This is a genomic window from Pseudomonas monteilii NBRC 103158 = DSM 14164 (assembly GCF_000730605.1).
Classification (GTDB): domain Bacteria; phylum Pseudomonadota; class Gammaproteobacteria; order Pseudomonadales; family Pseudomonadaceae; genus Aquipseudomonas; species Aquipseudomonas monteilii.
Map to the genome: position 1 here is coordinate 22536 of NZ_BBIS01000067.1, position 6955 is coordinate 29490.

The following is a 6955-nucleotide window of genomic DNA, read 5'->3' on the forward strand; positions in this document are numbered from 1 at the left end:
TTGCGGTCAAAAGAACCGGATGCTCCAAGGAAGCCCAGCGGTTACTGGGCTTCCTTGACGGAGTCAGGTGACAATCACGTTACGGTTAGCAATCTCTGTAGACACTGCGTTGTAGAGGTCCACATCGGTTTGCTGAGTCTTGATCGAGACCACCAAGCTATACCGAACGTCTTCGTTGTAGCGATTCTTTTTCACCAGGGTTTTCCACCATCCCGGAGCCGGGTAGACCCCCAGCAGTCCGAGACCGGCCAATGCAGAGGCAGGTCCATGCCAGATGTCTGAGTGCAAGGAACCACGATGCCGACCCCGTACACCGATCCTCCATCTATCATCTGATGCGCTACCTACGTACGGTATTCCATCATCTTCATCGCGCGCCTTTTTGTTGATGCGTTGACGGAATGAAGTCACGTCTTCGCTATCGCGGCTCACTTCAAATCTAAGGCCGTGTGATTCATACCGGTAGCGTCCGCTGACGCCACGTTCAACTACTCCTGGGTTGGGCTCGATAAAGTAGGAGAGGGTGACCCGCATTTCGACCTCAGCATCTCCCAGATCGATGAGCGATTGCTTAGGCCAGGGCAACTGGTGAAGGTGCATGTCCCTAGCAGTTGCCGGGTTGGTGCCTTGACGCCCAAAGGGTCTAAGTTTGTCTTCCACGATCAGCGTCAGCGAATCTGCCGCACTCCAGATCGCCCGCCCCAGATCCGGCACCCCGAAACCACAGGTACGGACGAGACCTTCGTAGTCGGCCTTTGTGGTGCCCGTTAAGAAATCCGCTTTCATCTGAGGGGTCCACTCAGCAGAGTGCACCATGAGCGCTCGGACTGTCTCCGGCCACAGTCCAGGATAGGCAGCTGATATCTGCGCTGCCATTCTTGCCGCGAGTGCCGACGCGGCGCTTGTAGCCCAGGTAGTCGAAAACAGGCGTTTGGTTGGGGTGTGCGAGGTTGTAAGCAGCGATAGCGATGTGTGCCCAAACGCCCCATGGACATCACGCACCAGGTTACCACCTTCGAAGACGACATCTGGTTTCAGCGGCCATGGTGTACGTGTCCAGCTTCGAGATGTTGTGCTGTATGGGCTCAGTCCACCGTGAGCGGCCAGCGGTTGGGAAGTCGCGGACGGTGGGTCCAGCCGATCTTTTAAGGTGTAAGCCCCAACACAGATTGCGTTCCACGACTGTCCTGGGTCGTGAATGCCGTCGGTGAGGTTGCTGTGGGGATAATTGAGGTATTCGGTTGACTTAGCATTGCCTGCAGAAACGATCATCAAGCGAGGGTTTGCCCGATTCCCAAAATAGTCAGCTGTGAGCATGTCGACGGAAGCGGACCATGCTGACGGTCTTCCACGGTCGCGGTCATCAATGCTGGTGATGGCCATGCTGAAGATTCGCTGCTTATCGGGACCTTTGATCTCCGGGTAAGCCACAGCTCGCATGGTGAGGGACCCGTATGGTTCACCTGGAGAACCATGAGCAGCCTGCAGCAGCTTTACTGACTCTACTCGGTGAGAAACCGAGACTGGTCCGCCCGATGAAAGAGGCCCGACCAAATCACCATACAACGCGACACCCGCAAGCCCAGTACCGTGGCCCACTGTGTCATCCACTCCCCATGCGGCGTCCACCGAGTGTAGATCAGTGATGTCGATGTGGGCTGAAAGGAGCGGGTGGCCTGGATTCACACCTGTATCGAGTAGGCAGACTCGAAGGTTATTGTCGCCAGCCACATTAACGCGACCTGCCAATTCCTCAGCCCATTCGGCTTGCTCGGTCGGAGGCAGCGCGTCGAAGAACTCAGCTGTCTCTTTGGCTCGACGAATTTCAGCGACCTCGTTGAGTAATGCCATCGAGGCCATGATCGCTGCCTTCGAGCCGAAGACGTTAATCACTGAGCGTTCCGGGAACGTTAGCAGATGCTCTGAAGTCTTGAAGCCCAGCGCTTCCGCAACGGTTTTGAAGCGTTGGATCACAGCTGCCTGGTCGTCACGAACCGGCAACCAGAACTCCCACCAAATCTCTTCTGCGCTATTTGCTGGCAGTATCGCCGGGTCGTCAGTCCACAGCGCATCGAAGGTGGCAATCCGGATCTCCAGGATGGGGTTCAACAGCAGAGTGTTTCTAGGAAGCCCCTTTTTCGTGTCGCTCTGAAGGTATTGGTTAACCAGGCTCTCGAAGGCGCTGAGTTTCCCATCGGGTACGAAGACAGTGGCGAAATTTGTTTTCGTTGCTTCATCGTATCGCACGTTGAGCAACTCGATCTTCTGCGGGCCGCGTGCAAGGCCTTCAAATGCCAGTTCGAAGCCTGGCTCACTGATGAACTCAAGCTGTAAGCCGAACCCCCTTTCTTGCCCCGCTTGGCGCTGGGATGCGATAGCATGGGTCATTTGCTCTCGGGCTCGACCAAGCTGGGTTAACAGCAAAGTCGCATGGCCTCGCCTGTCGCGGGCTGGATACTTGGGGTCACGAGTGGGCGATGCCGTGGATTGGAATCTTTCTGCCTTCCCTGTTTCCTTGAAGTGAAAGTGTGGGCGCTGTCCTGCGTTATGTTCCGTCATTGATAAGCTCTACCGGCTCATATACGTTTTCGTTGGTGGAAGGCTTTACGCTCCCCAAGGTGCCTTTCCACGTCCCTAGCTTCTATCGAGGCACGATCGTTGATGATTGCGTCTTTGATCGCGTCATCCGCAGCCTTTGCCAATTCCGCGTAGCTCAAACCATCTGCCGCCTCAGTAAGCGACTGCCAGCTATTGAACGACTTCGAAAAATTGGCCAGGCGGCTTTTGAGAGCTGCCTCGATTTGGTCTCTATTGGGAAGCCCGTATTCGATAACATCATCAAAGCGGCGGAACAAGGCGTAGTCGAGAATTTCGGGATGGTTGGTCGCTGCGAGGATCAAGCTGTTGGATTGATCCTGCTCAATCATCTGAAGAAAGCTGTTCAGCACCCGACGAATTTCACCAACGTCATTGGCCAGTCCTCGCTGGGAGCCAATTGAGTCGAACTCATCGAAAAAGTAGATGGCGCGCGTATCTCGTATCGCATCGAAAACCTGGCGAAGCTTGGCTGCCGTTTCACCCATGAATTTTGTGATCAGGCTATCAAGGCGCACGACATAGAGAGGAATGCCCAGCTCGCCAGCCAGCGCGGACGCAGTCATCGTCTTGCCTGTGCCTGGTGGCCCTACGAGTAGCAACTTTCGGCGTGGAGATAGACCATGAGCGCGAATCTTTTCGAAATTGCGCTGCTCGCTAATGATCCGTGCCAGACGCTGCTGGGTGTTTTCGTCGAGGACCATTTCGGAAAGGCGAGTGCTGGCCGTTCCCACCGCCAGCAGATTGCTCAGTTCGCCTCGCGGCAAACCTATGGGGACTGGGCTAGATGGCGGAAGCTGGGTCCGTTTGGACTGAGCGGAGTCGATTAGCGTGCGCAGATCCTGGGCGAGCTTACCGTGACCCTGCTTCGCCTCGTGCGCCGCCATCTGCATGGCCACAGCAAGGAAATGGCTGTCATCCCCTTTGATGTGAGAACGCACGAGTGCTTTGAGTTGCTCGCCGCTGGCCATGATCTGTTACCTCGAATTCAGTGTTGTAAACGTTGTGACCTTAGGTCTTCCTTACCTACGTCTTCCAGACGAAGCCGTTGGTCACTCTTTGGAAAATTGCGGATGCCTTTGTCAGGCGGCTTCGCCGGCATTTCCGTAATTTTCCTGCATCCACTGCAGCAGCTCTGATCGCTCCATTGCATCCATATCGTCGATCCGAGAGCGTAGGCGAGCCTGGCGACGTTGGATGTTCTGCCGCTCTCTAAATGTTTCGCCACGGTAACGGCAATCGTGCAGTCGGTCTGGAGTATCAAAATTCATCCAGACCACTTCCTTCCGTACACCCGTATGCGTTTTGGCGGAGAACTGCACCTTACGCCACCCACAGAGCACGCTGTTGTACAGCTCGTTGTCGTAGCCTGACAGCATGACCTTGCATGGTAGCGAGACCAGGCAATCCAACAGCCTTTGGTGATCAGCGTAGGTGTAGTCGCACCGATACACCTTAGCCCGACGACGGGTTTCGGGAACATACGGGGGGTCAACATACACCAGCTCATTTCCTGTGAAAGGAAAGCTTTCCAAAAAAGTGACAGCATCCACTTGATGCAATTCACACAAGCCCAGCTGCTCAGCACGCCATTGCTCAATGACGACCGGGTCGATTTCCAGCCCGATATTTCGCTGTGCGGCCTTTTTGTTGCGCATGACTGCACCCCCGCCGAGGTGCGATTCGATGTACGTCTGATGCGGTGGCATCAGGTTGATCAAGCGCTGGTAGCACTTGCCTTTTCCGCCTGGATATTTCATGGCCTAAGCATCGTCAGAAATGGCGATGATGTCAATCGTTAGTCGCCCGACGGCCAGAAACCGCAGGCTTCAAAGCAGGCGTTCTGATTTTTCTGCGAATCCTAATTTAGCGGTGAGGCCATGCTGCATCGACCTCGAAACTCACTAAATTGGAGAGCAGTCACATGCCTACCGCTAAACGTCGCAAGTCCCCAAGCAGCACCAAACGCAAAAAAAACGCACCAGCGAAACTCAAACCGTCAACTAAAGGTAATCCCTCAAAGGTACGTTCCGGCCAGAAGAAATCGATCAGCAAAGCAGTTCGTCCTCAGCCTTTTCCAGTCTGTGGCGTCGCGTTCTGTTCGACGGGCCAAAACGTTGTCTACGCACGCTGGTAACTGAAATAGCGCACCCGGCAGTTAGCCGGGTGTGCCCCTTAGCTCCATTGGGCCAGGTGCAGTGTAAGCTCGACTTCAGGTTGATAGAGAGCGGGCATCTCAGGGTTTTCAGCCTCTCGTGATGACACAAACGTGATGTCCTTGCCCCCCTTTTTTAGGAGTCCAGGGCTTCTGGAGGTGGATGGTTTGGAGAACTGATTCATTAGGGGCCAGACCGTCTTGAGGCTACTGGTCCGATGCCTTCGGTCCAGCTCCAGGCGTACGACAGGCACAACGATCTTGGTCTATCTCGGTTTCAGAATATTTTTGTGCGTATGACTTGACCCTATATCGATATCGATATAACTTGAAATTCTTTTTAGGCCGGTCCCGAGGCAGCTATGCCAAGGGTAGAGCCAGCATTCGGTAGGACAGCGAGGACAGCCCCCATGAGTAGGCACCAATTTGCGCGTCGTCACAGACGATGTAGGAGTGTGACAAATGCCGGTCGAACAGAAGCCAATCGAATGGTTGGGCAGCAGTAAGGAAGATTTGCGGGACTTTCCGCCGGTGGCGCGACAGCGCGCTGGTTATCAGCTGGAATTGATCCAAGAAGGTGAAGAACCTGCCGACTGGAAACCGATGGAATCGGTTGGGCAAGGGGTGCGGGAAATCCGTATCAAATGTAAAGACGGGGCTTTTCGCGTGTTTTATGTGGTGAGCAAGCCGGAGGCTGTTTACGTCCTGCATGCGTTCCGTAAGACCACTGAAAAGACGGAAAAGCGCGATCTTGATCTGGCGAAAGCCAGGTTCAGTTTGCTGGACTGATGGAGTGCTATCCCCCATTTCTAGCAGATGAGGGGGACTGACGACTGACCCCTCACGCGCTAGTGCAGGGGTACGGTCTGCCTACAGTTAACTCGACAGATTGCTACCAAACTATCGATGTACTAGAGGTGTTAACGATGGCAAACGAACGCTCTGCCTCTGTGTGGGATGCGTTGGTTGATTCGCCAGAAGAAGCCGTGAACCTTCGGCTGCGGTCACAACTGATGCGTGTCCTGACCAAGACGGTTAAGTCGTGGGACCTTCCGCAGAAGGACGCGGCTCGACAGCTGCACGTTACTCAACCGCGTTTGAGTGAGCTGCTGAACGGGAAAATCGACAAATTTTCCCTGGATGCCCTGGTGATTCTCTCGGCCAACGCAGATCTGGAAATTGATTTCGTTGTAAGGAAGAAAACCGCCTGATCTAGGCAGCGATCAGCATGGGGCTAGCCTGGTGGCTGGCCCTTTTGCTTTTAAGCCCCGCGATATTTTTTCAACGGTTTTGCATTGTGCCTTGGTACGTCACCTTGGCCATCATCAAGGAGCTTAATCCATGAGTAAATTTGACCCGCTAGCCAGCTATGATCTGATCGACCCAGAAGGCATCAAGCTGGGTGAGGTTCGGAAAGGGCTCTATTACGAGTCTGGTAGCGCTATCGGTTGGTTTGAAGGTGATGTGTTCCACTACAACGGCAAGCCCGGGGGGAGGCTTGATGGCCTGACTATCACTCGGGATGATCCTCCTGGCGAGCCGCTGACTCAATGTGAGTTGGTGCTGCAAGAGCTGTAACTGGTTGATGCCGCTCCCAGGCAACCCGGCTTGGATTTTTTAAACCTACCTCATCAGCGCTGGCCAAGTGTCTTCAATAGCTCAATGCGCTTGTAGGTTTCATAAATCGATATCAGGTTGCCTTGGGACATGACTTCCAAAGGCGTTCGGCCCTCAAAGAAATCATTGTCATTCGTGCAATTCGGAAAGCCATGGACATTGGACTGATTGCTGAAGACTGTCCTCAGCGATGCGTGTATGCCGAGTACGAAGCCGATTCGCTGCAGCTGGTCCAGATCGAGTCTCCGACCAGCCGTTCGGCCTTGAGAAACACGACGGTAGGTCGATCGGGAAATGCGAAGAATCCTGCATGCTTGTTGAGGGGTAGCTTGCCAAGCGTTAATGATCCGCAGCGCTACCTTCAGGCCGATCGAGGACCGCTCCTTGGACAAATGCTCGCCGTTCATCGTGTACCTCCTCCAAACCTATGAGGTAGTTTAACGCTGATGCATCCGTTACGGATGGAATTGTCTGCGTAACGGTGGACGTGCGATCCATGGGCACGCCTGGTTAAACAGGTGGTCGTGCATCCTTACCGTCGAGGGTGCGCAGCGTCTATGAGGGGACTAATCAACCTCTCTGCTAGGG

At 54.4% G+C, this 6955-nt stretch carries 8 protein-coding genes; 3 read left to right on the top strand and 5 right to left on the bottom strand.

Features of this window, described 5'->3' with window-relative positions; genetic code table 11:
* Positions 1–63: 63 nt before the first annotated feature.
* The 4 genes from PM2_RS27415 to PM2_RS31830 all read right to left on the bottom strand — a co-directional run bounded on the left by PM2_RS27415 (position 64) and on the right by PM2_RS31830 (position 4650).
* The gene (locus tag PM2_RS27415; protein WP_489146390.1) at positions 64–2559 is read right to left on the bottom strand and encodes a S8 family peptidase; all 2496 of its coding nucleotides are present in this window, start codon (positions 2557–2559) and stop codon (positions 64–66) included.
* Positions 2560–2576: 17 nt separating this feature from the next.
* Entirely contained in the window at positions 2577–3566 is a 990-nt protein-coding gene (locus PM2_RS27420) for an AAA family ATPase (RefSeq protein ID WP_028700017.1), read from the bottom strand.
* 111 nt (positions 3567–3677) lie between these two features.
* A complete protein-coding gene (locus PM2_RS27425) occupies positions 3678–4355 on the bottom strand; it encodes a DNA adenine methylase (protein ID WP_028700016.1) in 678 nt (225 codons plus the stop codon).
* Between the two features lie 160 nt (positions 4356–4515).
* A complete protein-coding gene (locus PM2_RS31830) occupies positions 4516–4650 on the bottom strand; it encodes a hypothetical protein (RefSeq protein WP_267882285.1) in 135 nt (44 codons plus the stop codon).
* 562 nt (positions 4651–5212) lie between these two features.
* Between PM2_RS31830 and PM2_RS27430 the strand changes: the two genes are divergently transcribed.
* The 3 genes from PM2_RS27430 (at position 5213) to PM2_RS27440 (ending at position 6328) form a co-directional block, all read left to right on the top strand.
* On the top strand, positions 5213–5539 hold the full coding sequence (locus PM2_RS27430) for a type II toxin-antitoxin system RelE/ParE family toxin (protein WP_028700015.1): 327 nt from the start codon (positions 5213–5215) through the stop codon (positions 5537–5539).
* A 137-nt stretch (positions 5540–5676) separates the two neighbouring features.
* Positions 5677–5961, top strand: a complete 285-nt coding sequence (locus PM2_RS27435; protein ID WP_028700014.1) for a helix-turn-helix domain-containing protein — start codon at positions 5677–5679, stop codon at positions 5959–5961.
* A 130-nt stretch (positions 5962–6091) separates the two neighbouring features.
* Positions 6092–6328: a hypothetical protein gene (locus PM2_RS27440; RefSeq protein ID WP_028700013.1), complete on the top strand. Its 237-nt coding sequence runs from the start codon at positions 6092–6094 to the stop codon at positions 6326–6328.
* Positions 6329–6381: 53 nt separating this feature from the next.
* On the opposite strand, the gene PM2_RS27445 is transcribed toward PM2_RS27440, so the two are convergent.
* Entirely contained in the window at positions 6382–6774 is a 393-nt protein-coding gene (locus tag PM2_RS27445; protein ID WP_028700012.1) for an antitoxin Xre-like helix-turn-helix domain-containing protein, read from the bottom strand.
* Positions 6775–6955 lie beyond the last annotated feature (181 nt).

Excerpts from the sequence above, each read along its gene's own strand:
- PM2_RS27430 (WP_028700015.1), top strand. The coding sequence starts at position 5,213 with ATGCCGGTCGAACAGAAGCCAATCGAATGGTTGGGCAGCAGTAAGGAA.
- PM2_RS27415 (WP_489146390.1), bottom strand. The coding sequence starts at position 2,559 with ATGACGGAACATAACGCAGGACAGCGCCCACACTTTCACTTCAAGGAA.
- PM2_RS27435 (WP_028700014.1), top strand. The coding sequence starts at position 5,677 with ATGGCAAACGAACGCTCTGCCTCTGTGTGGGATGCGTTGGTTGATTCG.
- PM2_RS27440 (WP_028700013.1), top strand. The coding sequence starts at position 6,092 with ATGAGTAAATTTGACCCGCTAGCCAGCTATGATCTGATCGACCCAGAA.
- PM2_RS27420 (WP_028700017.1), bottom strand. The coding sequence starts at position 3,566 with ATGGCCAGCGGCGAGCAACTCAAAGCACTCGTGCGTTCTCACATCAAA.
- PM2_RS27425 (WP_028700016.1), bottom strand. The coding sequence starts at position 4,355 with ATGAAATATCCAGGCGGAAAAGGCAAGTGCTACCAGCGCTTGATCAAC.
- PM2_RS27445 (WP_028700012.1), bottom strand. The coding sequence starts at position 6,774 with ATGAACGGCGAGCATTTGTCCAAGGAGCGGTCCTCGATCGGCCTGAAG.